15 protein-coding genes and 1 pseudogene are annotated in these 16,064 nt (G+C 64.6%); 6 read left to right on the top strand and 10 right to left on the bottom strand.

Annotated features, from left to right (window positions below):
* Positions 1 to 84: 84 nt before the first annotated feature.
* Positions 85 to 993, top strand: coding sequence for a multicopper oxidase family protein (locus AB5S17_RS22805; protein WP_369243484.1), 909 nt, complete (start codon positions 85 to 87; stop codon positions 991 to 993).
* A 46-nt stretch (positions 994 to 1,039) separates the two neighbouring features.
* On the opposite strand, the gene AB5S17_RS22800 is transcribed toward AB5S17_RS22805, so the two are convergent.
* Entirely contained in the window at positions 1,040 to 1,774 is a 735-nt protein-coding gene (locus tag AB5S17_RS22800) for a DUF4396 domain-containing protein (RefSeq protein WP_369243485.1), read from the bottom strand.
* A gap of 378 nt (positions 1,775 to 2,152) precedes the next feature.
* On the opposite strand from AB5S17_RS22800, the gene AB5S17_RS22795 reads away from it, so the two are divergent.
* The 3 genes and pseudogenes from AB5S17_RS22795 (at position 2,153) to AB5S17_RS22785 (ending at position 5,901) form a co-directional block, all read left to right on the top strand.
* Entirely contained in the window at positions 2,153 to 2,707 is a 555-nt protein-coding gene (locus tag AB5S17_RS22795; RefSeq protein WP_369243483.1) for an RDD family protein, read from the top strand.
* A gap of 352 nt (positions 2,708 to 3,059) precedes the next feature.
* Positions 3,060 to 3,347, top strand: a pseudogene (locus AB5S17_RS22790) (IS5/IS1182 family transposase); the annotation flags it as partial.
* 160 nt (positions 3,348 to 3,507) lie between these two features.
* Positions 3,508 to 5,901: an EAL domain-containing protein gene (locus tag AB5S17_RS22785; RefSeq protein WP_369243482.1), complete on the top strand. Its 2,394-nt coding sequence runs from the start codon at positions 3,508 to 3,510 to the stop codon at positions 5,899 to 5,901.
* A gap of 539 nt (positions 5,902 to 6,440) precedes the next feature.
* Here the strand turns inward: AB5S17_RS22785 and AB5S17_RS22780 are convergent.
* Complete coding sequence (locus AB5S17_RS22780; protein WP_369243481.1) at positions 6,441 to 6,626, bottom strand: hypothetical protein; 186 nt, start codon at positions 6,624 to 6,626, stop codon at positions 6,441 to 6,443.
* Positions 6,627 to 7,030: 404 nt separating this feature from the next.
* Here AB5S17_RS22780 and AB5S17_RS22775 point away from each other — a divergent pair, with 404 nt between their 5' ends.
* The gene (locus tag AB5S17_RS22775; protein WP_369243480.1) at positions 7,031 to 10,801 is read left to right on the top strand and encodes a bifunctional DNA primase/polymerase; all 3,771 of its coding nucleotides are present in this window, start codon (positions 7,031 to 7,033) and stop codon (positions 10,799 to 10,801) included.
* A gap of 102 nt (positions 10,802 to 10,903) precedes the next feature.
* Here the strand turns inward: AB5S17_RS22775 and AB5S17_RS22770 are convergent, their stop codons facing one another.
* A complete protein-coding gene (locus AB5S17_RS22770) occupies positions 10,904 to 11,200 on the bottom strand; it encodes a hypothetical protein (protein ID WP_369243479.1) in 297 nt (98 codons plus the stop codon).
* A gap of 250 nt (positions 11,201 to 11,450) precedes the next feature.
* Positions 11,451 to 12,263 carry a hypothetical protein gene (locus tag AB5S17_RS22765; protein WP_369243478.1) on the bottom strand — a complete coding sequence of 271 codons (813 nt, stop codon included), beginning with the start codon at positions 12,261 to 12,263 and terminating at the stop codon, positions 11,451 to 11,453.
* A gap of 674 nt (positions 12,264 to 12,937) precedes the next feature.
* Between AB5S17_RS22765 and AB5S17_RS22760 the strand changes: the two genes are divergently transcribed.
* The gene (locus AB5S17_RS22760) at positions 12,938 to 13,063 is read left to right on the top strand and encodes a hypothetical protein (RefSeq protein ID WP_369243477.1); all 126 of its coding nucleotides are present in this window, start codon (positions 12,938 to 12,940) and stop codon (positions 13,061 to 13,063) included.
* Positions 13,064 to 13,234: 171 nt separating this feature from the next.
* On the opposite strand, the gene AB5S17_RS22755 is transcribed toward AB5S17_RS22760, so the two are convergent.
* The 6 genes from AB5S17_RS22755 to AB5S17_RS22730 form a co-directional block, all read right to left on the bottom strand.
* Positions 13,235 to 13,525 carry a hypothetical protein gene (locus AB5S17_RS22755; protein WP_369243476.1) on the bottom strand — a complete coding sequence of 97 codons (291 nt, stop codon included), beginning with the start codon at positions 13,523 to 13,525 and terminating at the stop codon, positions 13,235 to 13,237.
* Between the two features lie 2 nt (positions 13,526 to 13,527).
* The gene (locus AB5S17_RS22750; RefSeq protein WP_369243475.1) at positions 13,528 to 13,806 is read right to left on the bottom strand and encodes a hypothetical protein; all 279 of its coding nucleotides are present in this window, start codon (positions 13,804 to 13,806) and stop codon (positions 13,528 to 13,530) included.
* A complete protein-coding gene (locus tag AB5S17_RS22745; RefSeq protein ID WP_369243474.1) occupies positions 13,799 to 14,200 on the bottom strand; it encodes a hypothetical protein in 402 nt (133 codons plus the stop codon). Before AB5S17_RS22745 ends, AB5S17_RS22750 begins: the two co-directional genes overlap by 8 nt.
* Positions 14,201 to 14,420: 220 nt before the next feature.
* Positions 14,421 to 14,795, bottom strand: a complete 375-nt coding sequence (locus AB5S17_RS22740) for a hypothetical protein (protein WP_369243473.1) — start codon at positions 14,793 to 14,795, stop codon at positions 14,421 to 14,423.
* Positions 14,796 to 14,812: 17 nt separating this feature from the next.
* Positions 14,813 to 15,058 carry a hypothetical protein gene (locus AB5S17_RS22735; RefSeq protein WP_369243472.1) on the bottom strand — a complete coding sequence of 82 codons (246 nt, stop codon included), beginning with the start codon at positions 15,056 to 15,058 and terminating at the stop codon, positions 14,813 to 14,815.
* A gap of 32 nt (positions 15,059 to 15,090) precedes the next feature.
* Complete coding sequence (locus tag AB5S17_RS22730; protein WP_369243471.1) at positions 15,091 to 15,789, bottom strand: hypothetical protein; 699 nt, start codon at positions 15,787 to 15,789, stop codon at positions 15,091 to 15,093.
* Positions 15,790 to 16,064: the final 275 nt, after the last annotated feature.

Below are 16,064 nucleotides of genomic sequence, written 5' to 3'. Positions count from 1 at the left end.
CCCCGGAAGACCGGCGGCAGCGCTAAACTGGGGAAGATTCAAGCGGCACTTCTGGGGAGTTTTGCTTCGGCCGCGACATCCGGCATGGGAGACATGGACGGAGCGATGCCCGGCATGCAGATGCAGCATGCGTCACCGGGAAAGGGCGCCTCGTCGGCGATGTCGATGATGCAGGGCGCCGGCACGATGGACCTCAACGACGTCGAGTACGACGCCTTCCTTGCGAACGAGCGGACCTTCCGGGATCCGCTTGTCGTGCGGACGGAGAGTAGCGGGCGGGTACGGCTCCGCCTGATCAACGGTGCAACGTCGACGGCGTTCTGGATCGACCTCGGCGACGCGGAGGGTGACGTCGTCGCGACGGACGGCAATCCCGTCGTTCCAGTCCGTGGCAACCGCTTTCCTCTGGCCCAGGCGCAGCGTCTGGACATCCTCGTCCAGATGCCGAAGCAGGGCGTTGTGCCGGTGATCGCCCAGCGCGAGGGGGGCCGTTCGAGGACCGGGATCATCCTGGCGACCCCAAACGCCGCGGTTCGCCGCATCGCCGACGAAGCCGACGATGCGGCCGGTCCCGTCGATCTCTCGCTGGAGCATCGCCTGCGGGCGTTGCAGCCGCTGCCGGAAAGGCTGCCGGACGTGGTGCATGAGGTCAGCCTCGACGGGTCGATGATGCCCTACGCCTGGGCCCTCGCTGGTAGAACATGGGCGAACCACCAGCCGCTGCAGGTGTCGAAGGGCGACCGCGCCCTGCTGAAGCTCGTTAATCGGACCGCGATGGCGCATCCCATGCATCTGCACGGGCATCATTTCCAGGTCGTGGAACTGGAAGGCCGGTCGCTGCAGGGCGCCCTGCGTGACACCGTCATGGTGCCTGCAAGGGGGACAGTCTCCGTCGCCTTCGATGCGATCAATCCAGGACGGTGGCTGTTCCACTGCCACAACCTCTACCACATGGCGACCGGCATGATGACGGAAGTGGTTTACGCTGCCTAAACGCCAGGCCGGGGTGGAGCTTCTCCGGCCCGGCCTGGCACGCGCCTTACATCTTTTCCTTGATGCCTTTCTTGATCAGCCACCAGTTCACAGGATAGGCCGTCAGGAAGCCGCAGATCATTGCCAGCTGCATTGAGGCCCAGAACTCGATCATGGTTACCTCAAGCTTCACATTAAGGATCGCTCCGAAAACCCAGAAATGCATGATCGCCATGAAGCCGTACATGCCGATCTGCCAGGAGGTTAGGGACAGGGCGTCCGCCTTCACGGCCTCAATAATGCCCTTGCCGGGCGACAGCCCCCGCATCGGGACAATGGTTGCGTACTGAAACCCAACGCCAATGATGAACGCAAAGATGTAATCGACGATCCAGGTTGCGAAGATCTTGTCGGGAAAAATGCTTTTATACCCGAACCAGACGGCGACAGCAGGAACGATGAAGACAAGCCATTCGGCAATGATGTCGCCGAGCGTGCAACCGGCGCCGCAGTGGGTGGCACCCTTACCGACCTTGGCCGGGAACGGCGTCAGCTTTTTGTGCGGCATCTCCTCGTCGTGCTCCATAGCGGCGTGCGCGACTTCATGGCGGGCAAGGCGCCCGTAAGTCCAATAGGCCCAAAGCGCCAGAGGCCCAGCATACAGCCCGGTAACCGGCCACACCACGTTCATAATCGACATATGCTGGGGATGCTTGGTCACGTCTATGGCAATTATGCTCAACGAAATAACGCCGACCGCCAGCATCGCCCATGCAAGTATATGTAGCCAAAGTGGAATCATTGAAACCTCCGACAAGTTAACCGAAGCGGTAACTGATGGTTCCAGCAGCAGGAAGGTCAAGGCTGTCATTCGGCTCGACGTCGTGACCCCATTCGCTTCAACGCGATCAATGGATTACAGCGCCGATCGGCTTCGGAACCCAACGCCGATCCACAGCTTAAGAGGACACACTGCATTTTCAGAGGCTTCTCACCCAGATCGTCGCGCTACACCGAGACCCCTTGCCGATCCGCATCACTCCTCTGTTGCGCCGCCGCCACCAATCATCGACCGTCGCTGCGGACGCCCTGCAGCCGGGCGCGCAAGCGCTTGACGAAGCGTCAGGTTTGGCCATGGATAACCCTGCGGCAATCCAGCCGCGCAGGGAGTACTCCGCCCATGTCCACGATCGACACCGCGCCGCAGGGCGTCACCCCGTTGCCCGCCGCCGCCGAGCCGCAGGCGCTGGTGCCTGCGGGCTTCCCGGTCCGGCTCGTCGCCGCGCTCCTCGACGGGCTGATCCTCGGCTTCGTCAACTACGCGCTCGTGGCGCTGGCGGCACCCGGGGCCGAGGGCGCGGCCGGCTTGGCCACGATCGTCGTCGGAATCGTCTATGTCATCGGCTTCTGGGTCTGGAAGGGAGCTACGCCCGGCAAGATGGCCCTCGGCATGACGGTGGTCACCGCCGACGGGCACCGGCCGATCGGCCTCGGCACGGCGGTGCTGCGCTATCTCGGCTATCTCGCCTCCGGACTCGTCTTCTGTCTTGGCTTCCTGTGGATCGCCTTCCGGCGCGACAAGCGCGGCTGGCACGACATGATCGCCGGGACGCTGGTCCTGACGACGCCGGCTGTCCCAGGTGAGCGTAAGGACGACGCGACCGACAGTTGGAGCGACTGGGACCCCGACCGGTTCGACAGCTCCAACGACTTCGACTCTGGATCCAGCGATTGACGCTGCTGGCGTCGCTCCGCCCTCCGCCGCGTGTGCGAAGCCCCGACGGCGCTGTCGCGCCCCATGCCCGATGATGATGATGATGATGATCTGGCCTATCAGGCACCATTGTTAAGCTTGGCACACGAATATGCCGGCGGCCGGTGCGTCGGGCCGGACTACATGTGGTCTGCTGGAGGGGGCCCAGCGAGACCAAGCCGGTTTCACGTATAAAGCGTAGGATCTACCCCGGACACGAATCTCGAGGGCTGCCTGCTCCGCATGCCAAAGGCTTCGTCGGCTCCTCGCTCGATGATGCCGCCCGGTTCGGCGTAGCCGAGGCGACCAGCTTCTATCCCACCCGGATAGAGGGAAGCAGCGCAACACGGAGGACGAAAAGGCGGCGATTAAGCCCGGCGAGGTTCCGGAAGAAGAGGGCAAGCCTGCCAAGCTGAGGCAGAAGGACCGCGACGCCCAGTGGACGGTGAAGTTCTCGAAAGCCAAGCCGGTTACTGACGGCAAGCCACAGCAGGTCGACATCGCGGTGCCGGCCTCCGGCTACAAGAACCGCGCGGCCATCGACCGGCAGCACGGCTTCATCCGCGGCTTCACCGTCAAGAACGCCGCCGCCTGCGACGGGGCGCAGCTCGTCCATGTTTTGCCGGGGGCGCGACGTGACGACGCTTTTGCGAGTGATAGGTGACTATCAGGTGCGTCACGACACCACGTGAGGACGATATCCTCTCCTTAAGATTTCTGACGCAAAGGTGCCTGTGTATCCTTGCCGCGAGGCAAGCCATTTCTGCTCCCGCGGATCATCGATGCTTGCACTCATCGCCCAACACTCCGTCCCTCTGGTCCTGACCGCCCTTTTCGCCTGCGTGACGATGGCGGCCATCCTGGTCTACCTGATGCGTCAGGCGCGGGCCGTGCGGTCGTCGCGGCGCTACTTCTGGATGACGACGATCGCGGTTGTCTCGGGTGTCGGGGTGTGGACCACTCATTTCGTCGCCATGCTCGGCTTCCGGCCGGACACGACCCTCGGCTACGATGTGACCATCACCGTCGCCTCGCTGGCGATCGGCATCGCAGGCGTCGGGCTGCCGCTGTCGCTGACGGTGATCTTCACACGCCGCTGGCAGAGGAGTGGCCTCGGCGCTCTCGCCGGCGCCGGCGTCGGCGCGATGCACTTCACCGGAATGGCGGCGCTCCAGGGCTGCCTCACCAGCTACAGCGTGCCGCTGACCGCCGCGGCCTTTGCCGCCGGTATGGCGTTCCTCGCTACCGCCGCCCTCGTCGGCCCGCGCGGACGCCGCGGCTTCGCCATGGCTGGGCTGATCGTCGCCGGCGTCTGCACGCTGCACTTCACGGCGATGGCCGGGCTGACGCTCACCCCCGTCGTCTCGGCAGGCGTCTGGTCGATCGATCCGGTCACTCTTTCCATGTTCGTGACGCTGGCGGCGCTGATGCTGTTCGTCACCGCCACGGCCATTGCCGTCGGCGGGGCCCAACTCGATGAGCGGACCCGTCGCGAGACGCAGATGAGGGCCGAGCACCTGGCGATGCTCTCCACGGCACTTGCGAACATGTCAAACGGCCTCGTGAAGGTCTCGGCGCGGCGCACTATCGACCTCTACAACGATCAGGCGCGGGCGATGCTGTTTCTTCGCGAAGACGCGGTCCGCACCGGCATGGGCCTCGACGAATTCCTGTCGAATGTCGGGACTGCGAACGGCTGGAGCGCGGCGCGAACAGCACGAACGATCCGCAACCACGACCGCTGGATGGCGCAGGAGACGACAACGCGGCTCGAGCACGCCTTCGACGACGGCCGAATCCTCTCGATCTCCTGCCGGCCGCTGGCCGATGGCGGAGCAATCCTCACCTATGACGACGTTACGGGCGAGCGGATGGTCCGCGCCGAGATGGCGCACATGGCTTTCCACGATGCCCTGACTGGCCTGCCGAACCGGCGGAACTTCAATGAGACGATTGAAGCGCGGCTGAAAAGCGGCGACGCCGTTACCGTGCTGATGCTGGACCTCGACCACTTCAAGGCAGTGAACGACACGCTCGGTCACCGGGTCGGCGATCAGTTGCTGGTGGCGGCCGCGGACCGCCTGCGCACCCTGTGCGGCCCCGGTGACGCGATCTTCCGCATTGGTGGCGACGAGATCGCCATCGTTCCCGAGGTCGCCGACGAGGGCGAGGCGCTGGCGTCGGCTGTGATCAGCGCCTTTCGGGCGCCCTTCCAGGTCGACCAGCATGCGTTGGCCATCGGCTGCAGCGTCGGCCTTGCCACCTCCGAACCCAGGGACGGCGCCGACCTCGCAGTGCAGAAGGCGGACCTCGCGCTCTACAAGGCAAAGGAGGAGGGGCGGTTCTGCTTCGCCGTGTATACCGAGGGCATGATGGAGGAGGCGGCGCGCCGCCGCACCACCGAGCAGGAGCTGGCGCGGGCGGTCGCGGGAGGCGAGTTCGAGCTCGTCTACCAGCCGCTCTACAAACTTCCGGACCGCACGCTGACGGGCTTCGAGGCGCTGATCCGCTGGCACCATCCGACCCGTGGTCTGGTGTCGCCGGCCGAGTTCATCCCGCTCGCCGAGGCAAACGGCATGATCGTCGAGGTTGGTGCCTGGGCCCTCGACGAAGCATGCCGGCAGGCGGCGCTCTGGCCGGCGCACATTCATGTCGCCGTGAACGTCTCGCCGGTGCAGATGCGCTCGGCCGACCTGTTGCGCCTGGTGACGCAGAGCCTCGACAGGCACGGGCTGACGCCGGACCGGCTCGAGATCGAGCTGACGGAGACGGCCATGGTCGAGGACGGCCGTGCCATCGCCGCGACGCTCGCCGGCCTCAGGGCCCTTGGAATCCGGATCGCCATGGACGATTTCGGCACCGGCTATTCCTCGCTCGCCCATCTCAGGGACTTCCAGCTCGACCGGATCAAGATCGACCGCAGCTTCGTCGACGCGTCGCCGGACGATGCAGGGGCCCAGGCGGTGCTGCGGGCGGTTACGGTGATGGCGCGGGAGCTGTCGATCCCGACGCTGGCCGAAGGCGTCGAGCGCGATGAACAGCTTGCCAAGCTGGTGGCCCTCGGCGTCGATGCCGCGCAGGGATATCTTCTCGGCCGTCCGATGCAGGCTGCTCAGGCTACGAACCTGATTATTCCACAGGAATCGCTGGCTCTTCAAGCACGCAGGATCGCGTAGTGCGCCTTGTTCGGCGGGAAGTCGGCTGTCGTCCTTCGGACGTATGATCCCGGTTGATAATCCAATCCGATGCGATTTCAGAGATTTTCCGGCGTGACCCCGTGCCGATCGACGTCGAACCACGGCGCCGATCCAGAGCCGGGCTCGTCTTTGAGAAAGCGTCGGCGGTCTCAACCGTTCGTATCCCGTAGCACAGACGCAAGCGACACCGCGATGTTTGGCTCGAGAAGGCCTCACGTCAAAGGACCCTCCGCTCGGCCGCTTTCCGATCTCTACCCAGCATGCCATGGATGCCCTTGCGACAGTCGCCGATCCGGATGCCGGGCGTCGCGCAGCCAGCGTCGTGGGCCGCCTCATTCGCGTCCTTATATATAGAGCGGCGAGGAGACGGGTCCCGGAACCGCGGCCGGACTCGCGTTCGACACCCACGACGTCGATCTGATGGTCGCGGCAGACGACGACGCGCACCGGAATTCCCAGCTTCTCGGCGAGCATCAGCGCAGCGGTGTGGCCAAAAGTGTCGCCATTGGGGGCGCCTCTCAGCCATGCGGAGATGTTGAGGATGCGCCGTGCGAGTAGCCGAACCGGCGCAGGTCGCGCAGGGTCAGGCCGCGCCGACGCATATGCAGGTCGACTTCGACTACGAGATCGTCCCTGAGATCCTGAAAGATCGCCGGCTCGACGCGCTTCCCCACGCACACGCCGACATCGGACACGTAGTCCATTCCCCCGACACCCCACTCTACGCAACTCGAACGGGATCCCCCGATCCCTCACTTCGAATCACATCGTCTCAAGTCGAGCGGAAAGTCCCAACACCCCCGCAAGGTCTTCTCAAAAAAGATCTTGGAATCATCCGAAATTCGAAGGAACCGGGGCGGGTCGAGGAAGCGAACGATAACGCGTTATCGTTCCTTTCGCTGATCTAACAAAACTTTTTGTTAGCTTCCCGAGGCGCCCCACTGTTGCCGCCGCGCCCGTTGTTGATGTTGGCACCTGGGGAATCTTGCACTCGTCGATAAAAAGGATTTGACGGAAGCGGCGTCGAGTCGGATCATCCGAGTCGGAGAACAGCTGGCGCTCAACGATCGGTTGTCTCGCATCGATATCGAGATCCGAGAGTTCAGGCGTGAAACTAGAGAATTTCCCCGACATCACTGATGCTGACGCGGCCTCCGAGGAGGAAGTCGGTCACTACGTCGGCACGGAATCGACGACGGCATCCGAGGTGATCTTCGGCTCCCTCGGGCCGATGTGCCATGGCAACGGCTGGTGCACTTTTCCGCAGCAGCGCACGGAAAAGCGAATGCCCGGCGTCTATCGTCGCGAGGCGATCAAATGGGGGCAGTATCAGGACGAGCGGCCGCCGACGGCACTCGTCGAGCGTTGGGCGAAACCGCTCTTCAACGAGAACGTCGCGCTGATCCTGGGGCCTGTCTCCGGGAACGTCTTCGCCCTCGACATCGACGTGAAGGATTGGGATCTCGCGGCGGCCGTGGAAGATGTCGCATTCCAGGTGCTCGGCTTCACGCCGTTCAAGCGCGTCGGCAGCGCGCCGAAGCGGGCTCTGTTCTACCGTGTCGCGCAGGCGGAGGACCTGCCGCCGAATTCCTCTCACTTCTTCACCGAGGAAGATGGAGAGTCGGCGTCCGAGCACGGACTCGAGATCCTGTCGTACCGCAAGACGATCACGATCTACGGGCGGCATCACGAAACCACCCAAAGATTTACGTGGTCGTCTTCGTCGCAGCCCGCCGTCGTCGGTCCGGAGGCGGTGCCCGTTGTCACGCCGGCGCAGATCGAGGATTTCATGGCCGCGGTGCAGGAGCTGCGGGCTTTCCATCGGAATCAGGCGGCGGACGGCACGTGGACTTTCGACGCCGCGGAGATCGTCGACGATGGAACGGTGCGGCACCCGCGCATGCGCGTCGATCAGGCCGACGCGAATTGGGTGACGAAGGACGGCCTCGTCGTCGACGGGCGCGAGCAATATGTCTGGCGCGTCTGCAGTTATGCCGTGAAGATCAACCCCGCGCTGCCGGTCGAGCAGGTCGGGGCGCTGGCGCTCGCCGAGATCCAGCGGACGATGCTCCTCGATGGCAGCTGGCCGGCAAAGCTCGAGCGCGAGGTCCGGGAAAAGGTCTCCCGGGCGCACCGGATGCTGCTCGAGGGCCGGCTCAAGCCCGTCGCCGCCGGCACTAAGCGGATCGGCGCGAGCGGGAAGACGAAGGTCCAGGCTTCCGCCGGTCTCGAGGCGACGCCGATCGGCTGGCTGCCGTCCGCCCGCTCGGCGATCCCGGCTTCCAAGTTGGGCATTCGCCGGCCGGCCGACGCGGCGGCTCGGGCTTCGGCGCTGGCGATCGCGGCGAGCGCGGAAGAAGTCCGGGATCGGATGCAGACGTCCTTGTCGTCGCTCTTCACCGAGTTCTTCACGACGGCCCGCGAGCGAATCGCAGAGCAGGAAGCCGACGAGAATGCCGTAGTCGAGTTGATGACCTGGCTCGCCCGTTATCCCGCGGGGTCCGGCAAGACCCACATGGGCATCGAGACTCTCGATCGCCTCCGCATCCGCCCCGACGTCCTCGTCGACGGGATCGCCCTGGCCGGCGGGTCTCCTTCTCCGGTGGGCTTCCTGACGCCAAGCTACGAAAATGCGTCAGAGGTGAAGGCGCTTGCGGAAGCGAAGGGACTGAAGGTCGCGTTGATCGAGGGTGAGGCGCGTTCCGGCGAGCAGGACGAGAAGGACCGCGCCGCCGGCCGCGAGCCCGACGTTCTTGGTTGCCGCTGGCCGCGACAGAAGCGCGTCCTCGCCGAGGCTGGCTTCTCAGGTCGCGACATGTGCCGCACCCGCGTCGTCACCGGGAACGGTAAGGACAAGGAAGTCCGCGAGTACGTCTGTCCCTTCCACGGGAAGTGCCGTCCGTACGTCGAGCGCGAGAAGGCGAAGACCGCGGACATCGTCATCGCCGTCCACGCTTACGTTACATGCCACGCCCCGGAAGAGCTGAAGGCGTGCAAGATCGTCGTCATCGACGAGTCGATTGGCGACCAGATTACCGGAGCCGTTACGTTCGACCTCAAGGACGTGGTTACCCGGCCCCGAGGTCTGGCTCGAATGACCAAGGCCGAGCGGGAAGCCGGCCTGACGCTTCAGGACTTCACCGACGCCCGGGACGCTCTGTGGATGAAGGTCGAGCCCGTCCTGCGCGCCGGCGGAGACCCCGCCCGCCTGTTCATCCGTGGTGCGAAGCAAGGTTCGCGGCCGCTGACGGAACTTCTCGACGACACGATCGCGCTTCTCGGCCGGACGGAAGATAATCTCGCGATCCGGCCGGAGATGGAGCTTGAGAAGGTCCAGGAACTCTGCAAGCGGCCGGCGCGGACGAAGGCGAAGGAGGAACTCATCTTCTGGCGGACGCTGCGTCAGCGCGTCGAACTGCTGATCGGCGAAACGACGCATCAGGATCTCTGCCGAGAGACGGGCTCTAATATCGCATTCCAAAAGCTCGTTCACGGGAAGACGGACAAGCGCATCCACTGCTACCGCGACGGAAAGGTCCGGATCGCGTTTCGCATGGAGCACAATTTCGAGAACGCGCACCTTCTTCTCCTCGACGCCTCGGCGGACCCAAAGCTGTTGGAAAAGACGCTCGGCAGGACGATCGTCGTCCACGAAGCCGCGGCGCCGATGCGCCTGCGGACGGTCTGGATGCCCGGCCAGTCTTTCTCGATGTCGTCGCTTCTGCCGAAGGACGACGACGAGGAGGAGGTCGCTGTGCGAAAATCCGAAGACATCGTCCGCCTGCAGGAGGCCATCTCCACCATCGCCGCTTTCCATGTCGGTGGCGTTCTCGCCTGCCTTCCATCGAAGGTCCGGAAGATTCTCCAGAAGGGCTGGGCTCCACCCGCCAATGTCGGGTTCATGCATTTCGGGGCTACCCGGGGCCTGAATTGGGCCAGCCGCTACGACGCCGTCATCACCATCGGCTGCATCCAGCCGTCGGCGGCCGCCGTCGATGCCAAGGTAGCGGCGCTGACATATGACGACGAGACGATCCAGGAGGCGATGGTCGACGCGATCGGATCGATGCGGGACAAAGACGACGAACCGGAAGACTGGATCCTCGCCGATCGCACGATACAGATGCGCGACGGCCGCGAGATCTGCGTGCGTCACCGGCTGCCTCGCGGCGAGATGGCGGCGGCGGTGTACGAGCAGGTCCGGCGCGAGGAATCGCTTCAGACAATCGCTCGCGTCCGCCCGATCCTGCGTGACGAGATCCCGACGCTCTACGCGATCGGAGATTATCTTCCGGAGTCGATCGTCGTAGACGACATCTTCCCGTTCGACGATATCCGAGCGAATTTCGGCCGGCTGTTCGAAGAAGCGCGCCGCGACGGTCACTACCTGGGCGGCGGGCATGTCGTCGAGGAGGACATAGCTGTCGGGCAGAAGCTCGTCGAGCATCTCGGCGCCAATGACCGTGCCAAGGAGGTGATGATCCGCCTCCGCCAGGCGGGGACCGGAAAGCTTGCTTGGGCGCCGGCATATAACGCGCCGGCGCTCCAGCGCCTCGCCGACGAAGGCGAATTCGAGGTCATCCACATCCCAGCGGCTGTTGAAATCGGCCGGCCGAGCACGTGGGATGCTGATCGGGATCTGTACGCGATCCGGGATGTCGAGGCGGAGGAGATACAGCTAGCGGAGGCAGCCGCTCGCGCGTCCGGGTGGGAGAAGCCGGACGATCACGGGCGCACGGTCGTCCGGATCGTCGACGGCGAGATCGTTGCCACTGGAGACATGTGGACCGTCATCCGGATGTTTGCGAGGACGGTCTCGCCGCCAAGCGACAACGACAACGTCGAGAACAATGCCGAGGGAATCCCGCTGGCGGCTTAGGCCGGCGGGTTTTCCAGCGCTGTCACCCTCGGCATATGACGATCCCCCGTGCGATAACGGGTGGGGGCGTACCACGGGCAGGGACAGGAAGCACTGTCGCCGTCAGTCGATGACTTCGATCCGAACGTCGTCGAGGAGGACCGCGAGGAATGTGTCGACGCCCCGGTCTTGCTGCCGAACCCGCAGGATGGGCTTCGCTTCCCAAGCGGCCCGGCGAGCGGTCTCCGCTGCTGCCTCGGCGTCGGCGCGGGCTTGTTCCTCTGCGAGCTTCTCGGCCTTCTTCCGGGCCCGCCGCTCGGCATCTTCCTGCAGCTCTTCGTACATGCCTTCGATTCCGAGGCGCGTCATGAAGCTCGCGATCGCGAGATCCCGATCGCTCAGGGCGTAGAGGTCACGCATAGCTGAGGTCTTAAAAGAAACGCCGGCGCGGGTGTCCGGCCGGCGTGGAGGCGATGTATCGATATCGCGCCGAGAACGACGTGATATACATATTGTAGCATGGCTCGCGGCATCGTCCAAACCTGGAAGCGTCGGCTCGAGATCTTTCCTGCGGGCCATGTCAGTGCCTCGTCGCATGTGTGTCGCCAGCGGACACAGCGTCGGCGTCAGGAGGCGCGAACGCGGCACCGTCGTCGGTGATCTGGATCTCCTAATCGGGGACGTCGTCGTCGGGCGACGAACCGAACGCACGGTCGATCGCCGGCGCGTAGCCGAACGTCTCGGCGAGGACGTCGAACGCCCACTGCGGTGCTTCCTCGGTGCCATCTCTCCAAGCGTCGATCTGTTCGTTCGTCGGGCAGAACGAGCCGGGGAAATACTGCTCGCCGTCGGTGCCATAGTAGCTGTGTGCCCGAAGCAGGTTGTCTCGCGACTTGTTCTCGTCGGCGTAGAACATGGAAGCGAATTCGGCGCAGCGGCTCTGGAACGAGTGTTCGACGGCGCTGACGCCGACGCGCTCCTCGGGCTCCGGTCCCGAGCCGGCGAGGCGCAGGACCTCGCGACGGCGCTGGCCGGCCGGCAAGCGGTGCTCCTCGATGACCTTCGCCTGACCGAACGTGGCGCCCCAGCGGGGGACAGACGTCGGCTTCGTGCGGGTGGAGGACCAGATCAAATCCATCCGGACGGTGACGGTCCCGTTCGGGCCCTTGGCGTAGACCCGGTCGACCATCGCGACATAGACCTCTTCGAGGCGCTTCTGCAGCGTGATCCCGCCCTCGACCGTGGTCATCATCTTGATAGGGTTGCCGACGTTGTCCGTCGCGGGCGGCTCGAGCATCGCCCGGACGAGAACGACGTCGCCGACGCGCAGGTCGTCAACGAATTCCGTGGTCCACTCGACCGGGCGATCGAAATCCGCCGCCAGCTCGTCGAGCAGCGGCTGCGGGAGGGGCGTCGCTTCACTCGCCGGACCGAGCGCCTGGAGATGTGCGGGCTTCGCGAACTTCTTTCTAGAAACGGCCATTCGGGTGCCTCCTTCCGACTTTCATGCCGAAAGAATGGATCTCGAAATCGCAAGCCGCAAGAGTGGGTTACGGGCCCGCCGGGTCATCGAGATCAGGCCGGCCGGCGGGTGGCGGCCAGTGCCGGGGAGGGGCGTGAGACGCTCTAGGATCGACGCACGGCGGGTTGATATCGTTCGGTGGGGATCGGCGAGGGTCGGGCTGATCGAGGCCGTCTGCCGAGCGCTCAGGAGGCCGAAAAAAATCCGGCGTTCGGGCGAGATCGGGTGGGTGAGGCCGGACGTACGACGCATCGCGTCGTCCTCGCGGTGAGCCCGAAGGGCGAAACCTTTTATATATACTGTTTCAGCCTGCGGCTTCACAAGGTTAGTGTCTACGCGCGAAATCCTCACCGCATGAGATGCCCTTTCCGTCAAGCCCTGTCCAGTCCGATCACGCCGTTGTGATCCTCTTCTCGCCACTCAGGCCGTCTCCTGTGACCGCCAGCACACGGTCGTACGTCTCGCCAGCCGCCCCGCCAGGCGCTCCTCCCGCTTTTCACGCCGCGCCGCCAACCGTCGCACGTCCCGCCCGGAAGCCCCGCCTGCGCCGGTCCTGGCGAGCATACACCGTACGCCCGGCGGCATACGCCGTGACGCCATCCACCGTCCCGCCCCCATCCGCCGCTGATAAAGGAATGGCCGCCATCGCCGCCGCGATGGAAGCCGCCATCCGCGCCATTTCCGAAGCCGCCATCCGCCAACGCCGCCACTATCGTTCGGATGGAAAAATCCCAACGGATACGGCCTCTTATGGCGCGTAATGGGCCACCATCCAGCCGTCCATCATCGCCATCCCCGCCAACGCCCCGGCCGCCATTCCCGCCATCGGATGGACCGCCCGGATGGCGCGACGGATGGCCGGCCCCAGACACGACGAAGCCGCCTCGGGTCACCCCGGGCGGCTGAGTGTCGATCGTCGCTGTCGAATGGCGTCAGGCGGCCTCGTCGTCTTCGTAGATGCGCCGGCCCGGCCCATCGATTCCGCAGACACCGCGGAGGACGCGCCGGGCGAGGGCGGCTTCTCGGACGCCGGTCGGCATGCGCGACAGGTCACCTCGCTGGATCGCATGCCAGAAATCGCGGAGGGACTTCACGTCGGCGTCGGTGACGTTCCTCACTCCCTGCCGCTTCCGCCGGACCGTGATCGGCGACTGGCCGATGATCGCCGCCGCCTCGTCGACATCGAGGCCGAGCTGGTCGAGCATCGCGCTAAATATCGTCATCGTCAGTCTCCCTTGTGTCCATTCCGGACACGCTCCCTGACCCACTGGATCGCCCGGGCATGCTCAGCCGCCGCCCCGGTCAGGGCGTCGTCGCCAGCGTCTATCCGGCGCCACAAATCCGCCAGTGCGTCCATCTCCTCCGGTTTGACCGCAGTGTACCCGCTCATCCGGTGCCGGACGTTGACACGATGGATGCCGAGGATCTGCCCAACCGCGGTCGAATCTAGGCCGCACAGCGTCATCAGCGACCTGAATATCGCCGTTGCTTCATCCCTATTCATGGTCGCTCTCGATCTCGACGCGGCAGGCAAGGTCGAACAGCGCCGTCCTGACGTAGGCCAGGTGACCGCTTTCGATCGCACCCAGAACGGACTTGTAGACCCGTTCATACCGCTGCCGAAGCTGCCCATGAGTGACCTGCCTGCTTGCCCATCCGGCGACGTGGATATCGAGGTCGGTCCAGAGCGTCGGCACGACGGAGCCATTTGGCTCGATCGTCGCCATCCACCAGCTGACAGCTCGCGAGTCCCGAACAAGGACCGTCAGGAGAGGACGGTGATCGCTGGTTCCTGACGTCGTGACCTCGGCGGAGATGACGCGGCGGCCGTCCGAGAGGAGTCCGATGTCGCCACTGACGTCGAGTGGGCCGAGCATATGAGTCGTGATCGCATCCATCGTCTGTCTCCTGATCCCGAATAAAAAAGGCCCCGGCGAGGGGTTCTCCGCCGGGGCCGCTGCCATGCTGGGTGGTTGAACCCGATGATGTTGCCTTGGGACTTCATTTCCCTCGCTCATCATGGAAAGTGTTATGCGATACAGGCTGTATCGGTGTCAAGCGGCTTCTGCGCGTCACACCGTGCGTCGGGGTAACGTGGCAGCTGGTTGGGATGGAGGCTTACGCCGTACGCTCCCTGGAAGCCTCGTCACCGCGCCGCAATGCGGCATCGCGCAGGGCATCGCGCACCGTCAGTCCGCCTCGGTGGGCGCCCAGTCGTCGGCCGACCGCCCTTCGCGCTTCGACGGGATCGATGCCTGTCCTTCGTAGGCCTTCGACGGAAGCCTCGACGACCGATGCGACGAGGGCGGCGGCGACCTCGCGGGGGACGATGCGCTCGTCGACGAGGCGCAGGAGGAGGGCTTGTAAGAGGATGCGGTCGACGGCCCGAGGGTCAGGCCGGCCCGGATGCAAATCGCGCCACCGCTGTGTCCGGGCCGCGGCTTCTGCGCGAAGCTGCGAAGGCGGCTTGCGGCGGGTTAACGAAGAATTCATGGTTTCTTGCTCCGATATCAGCGTCGGTTGTAGGCGAAGGAGGCCTGAAGATGCGCATGATCCACAATTTCGAGATGGGCATTCTCGGCGCCCTCGCTGGCGCGGCCGGCGCGACCGGTGGCGGTATCAGGACGCGGATCGTGCATCACACGACCCGGCAGTCGACCCAGAAGATCCTCGATCTTCTCCGCTCCGAGAGTGATCGGGCTACGAAGCTGGCGAGGGAGAACGCGGAGCTTCGGCGGCAGCTCGATGAAGCCCATCAGGCCGTGTCGCTTCTTGTCTCGTCTCGTCGCTAAGCCGCGTCAAGAAACGGGGACTCTCCCGCCAGCCTTTCGGCCTCGTCCCAGACCTCATCCCAATCGACCGCTTCCTCGTCGCCGTCAGCCACGAGCCGGGCGCGGATGTCTTCGTAAAAGTCGATCGTCGTCCAGCCCTTTGTGCGCTGGCGTTCGTATTCGGCTTCAGGGTCGAATGCCGACCACGACGGCACGCCAGTTGCCCGAAATCCTTCTTCGCGGAAATGGCGGGTGATCGACGATGGCGAGTGCGCGAGGATCGTCTGCCGGTCGATGGTCGATAGCGATCCCAGGTAGAGCATCAACGAGATCTCGTTCTTCCATCCCTGGAACGGCCGCCCGGTCGCCTTTCCCTCCTCGAGCGAACGGCAGGCCTGGTGCATCAGCTCCCCGACCGTGCGCTGCGCCGCCGGCGCCGATCCGCCGCCCGATGTCACCTTCCTCGCCGGCGCCGCCTTCGCTTCTTCCTCGACTGCCGCCGCCTTCGCCTTGTCAACGATGCGTCCGGCCAGGTCTTCGGTGACGTGGTCCCGGTCCTCGACGACTTCTTCCTCGACTGCTGGCCGCCGCCGCAGCATCCCCGCCACCATCTTCGCGACGCCCTCGATCACATCGAGCGACATCTCGCCAGCCAGGCGGACGCCGGTCTTCAATACCGCCGCGATCGTCGCGATGATCTTCCCGAACTTTCCCATCTCCCGCTCCCGAACTTTTCTTTCGAATTTTGAGAATCCCGATTGTACCGGCGAGGGCAACTTCAGGCGTTATTCTGAAAGACGCAAATTGTTGTCGCTACGGTCGTGGCTGCGGCGATCCGGCAGGCCTTCAATTGGCTAGAGCAGGTCCCTCGATCGATAAATCGGATGTGATGTGACGGTTTCGCCCTGGTCTGATTCAAAGTCTGCCTCGATGGAGGTGGATGATGGCGAGAGCGCTGAGCGAGGATTTGCGATCGAGGGTTCTGAATGCA

Source organism: Jiella sp. M17.18 (assembly GCF_041027365.1).
Classification (GTDB): Bacteria; Pseudomonadota; Alphaproteobacteria; order Rhizobiales; family Rhizobiaceae; genus VKMB-3413.
This window is presented reverse-complemented; position numbering and strand designations above follow the sequence as displayed.

Excerpts from the sequence above, each read along its gene's own strand:
- AB5S17_RS22760 (WP_369243477.1), top strand. The coding sequence starts at position 12,938 with ATGGCCGCCATCGCCGCCGCGATGGAAGCCGCCATCCGCGCCATTTCC.
- AB5S17_RS22735 (WP_369243472.1), bottom strand. The coding sequence starts at position 15,058 with ATGGGCTTCATCGAGCTGCCGCCGAAGCTCCGCGTTCTCCCTCGCCAG.
- AB5S17_RS22805 (WP_369243484.1), top strand. The coding sequence starts at position 85 with ATGGGAGACATGGACGGAGCGATGCCCGGCATGCAGATGCAGCATGCG.
- AB5S17_RS22740 (WP_369243473.1), bottom strand. The coding sequence starts at position 14,795 with ATGAATTCTTCGTTAACCCGCCGCAAGCCGCCTTCGCAGCTTCGCGCA.
- AB5S17_RS22800 (WP_369243485.1), bottom strand. The coding sequence starts at position 1,774 with ATGATTCCACTTTGGCTACATATACTTGCATGGGCGATGCTGGCGGTC.
- AB5S17_RS22750 (WP_369243475.1), bottom strand. The coding sequence starts at position 13,806 with ATGAATAGGGATGAAGCAACGGCGATATTCAGGTCGCTGATGACGCTG.
- AB5S17_RS22785 (WP_369243482.1), top strand. The coding sequence starts at position 3,508 with ATGCTTGCACTCATCGCCCAACACTCCGTCCCTCTGGTCCTGACCGCC.
- AB5S17_RS22730 (WP_369243471.1), bottom strand. The coding sequence starts at position 15,789 with ATGGGAAAGTTCGGGAAGATCATCGCGACGATCGCGGCGGTATTGAAG.
- AB5S17_RS22770 (WP_369243479.1), bottom strand. The coding sequence starts at position 11,200 with ATGCGTGACCTCTACGCCCTGAGCGATCGGGATCTCGCGATCGCGAGC.
- AB5S17_RS22765 (WP_369243478.1), bottom strand. The coding sequence starts at position 12,263 with ATGGCCGTTTCTAGAAAGAAGTTCGCGAAGCCCGCACATCTCCAGGCG.
- AB5S17_RS22745 (WP_369243474.1), bottom strand. The coding sequence starts at position 14,200 with ATGGATGCGATCACGACTCATATGCTCGGCCCACTCGACGTCAGTGGC.
- AB5S17_RS22780 (WP_369243481.1), bottom strand. The coding sequence starts at position 6,626 with ATGGACTACGTGTCCGATGTCGGCGTGTGCGTGGGGAAGCGCGTCGAG.
- AB5S17_RS22755 (WP_369243476.1), bottom strand. The coding sequence starts at position 13,525 with ATGACGATATTTAGCGCGATGCTCGACCAGCTCGGCCTCGATGTCGAC.
- AB5S17_RS22795 (WP_369243483.1), top strand. The coding sequence starts at position 2,153 with ATGTCCACGATCGACACCGCGCCGCAGGGCGTCACCCCGTTGCCCGCC.